Source organism: Planobispora rosea (assembly GCF_014648175.1).
Lineage (GTDB): Bacteria > Actinomycetota > Actinomycetes > Streptosporangiales > Streptosporangiaceae > Planobispora > Planobispora rosea.
Genome location: NZ_BMQP01000132.1, coordinates 1 through 1,051 on the forward strand (window position 1 = coordinate 1; position 1,051 = coordinate 1,051).

A 1,051-nucleotide genomic window follows, 5' to 3' on the forward strand; every position below is an offset into this window, starting at 1 on the left:
GCGCTGGCACGCCCGCCACGGCCTGGCGGTGACGGTGAACGTCTCCGGCCGCCAGTTGCGGGATCCGGGCTTCGCCACGCTGGTGCGTGAGGTGCTCGCCCGGCACGAGCTGCCGCCCGGGGCGCTGATCCTGGAGATCACCGAGAGCATGCTGCTGGCCACCACCCCGGCCGAGACCGAGCGGATCATCGGGGTGCTGGCCGGGCTGCGCGAGCACGGGGTGCGCATCGCCCTGGACGACTTCGGCACGGGGTATTCGTCCCTGGCCTACCTGCGGATCCTGCCGGTGGACATCGTCAAAATCGATCGTTCGTTCACCACGGCGCCGTCGGCGGCCGATCACGCTCAGGCGCGGGCGTTCACCAAGGCGATCGTGGAGCTGTCGGCGAGCCTGCGGCTGGGCACGATCGTGGAGGGGGTCGAGACCCGCGAGCAGGCGGTGGCGCTGCACCAGGTGGGCTGCACGCTGGCGCAGGGGTATCTGTTCTCGCCGCCGGCCACCGCCCGGCAGATCGACAACCTCCTGGAGACGACCCCCTGGGAGAACGTCGCCTGACCGGAGGGACGCACCTGACGTCCTCCCCGCCGTGCGCCTCTCCCGGCCCTGCGCGACGGTCCCCGTTCCGGTACGGAACCGGCAGAACACAGGGCTTTAGCGGTTTCTCACCGCGGCAACTTTTCTGCACCTTGCGCGCACTTCTGCCGCTACGCCCGGACGGCTTACTGGATGTCGAAGGCCGCTGACACAGGGCCTTCACCGGCACCCGACCCCGCTCGCCGAGGTCGACCGCCGGAAGTCCTGCCGCCGCACAAGGGATCACACTTCATGACGTTCACCGCTCGCCTGACCACCCGCGCCCGCCTGCTCACCACCACCCTGGGCCTGACCCTGACCGCCGCACTGAGCATGGGCACCACCGGTACGGCCCACGCGGAGAGCGCCCCGAAGACCCCCGCCACCCAGAACAGCGCCACCCAGAACGCCGAAACCCAGCAGCAGGTCATGCTCAAAGGCGCCACCACCGCCTCCTACTACTGGGACGACGCCTCC

General features: G+C 70.2%; 1 protein-coding gene and 1 pseudogene. Both read left to right on the plus strand.

Going from position 1 to position 1,051, the window contains the following annotated elements; all coding sequences use genetic code 11:
- Positions 1-556 (plus strand): EAL domain-containing protein (locus tag IEZ08_RS39070; protein ID WP_189244253.1); only part of this gene is annotated, 556 nt, incomplete at its 5' end.
- 270 nt (positions 557-826) lie between these two features.
- A pseudogene (locus tag IEZ08_RS39075) lies at positions 827-1,051 on the plus strand (hypothetical protein); the annotation flags it as partial.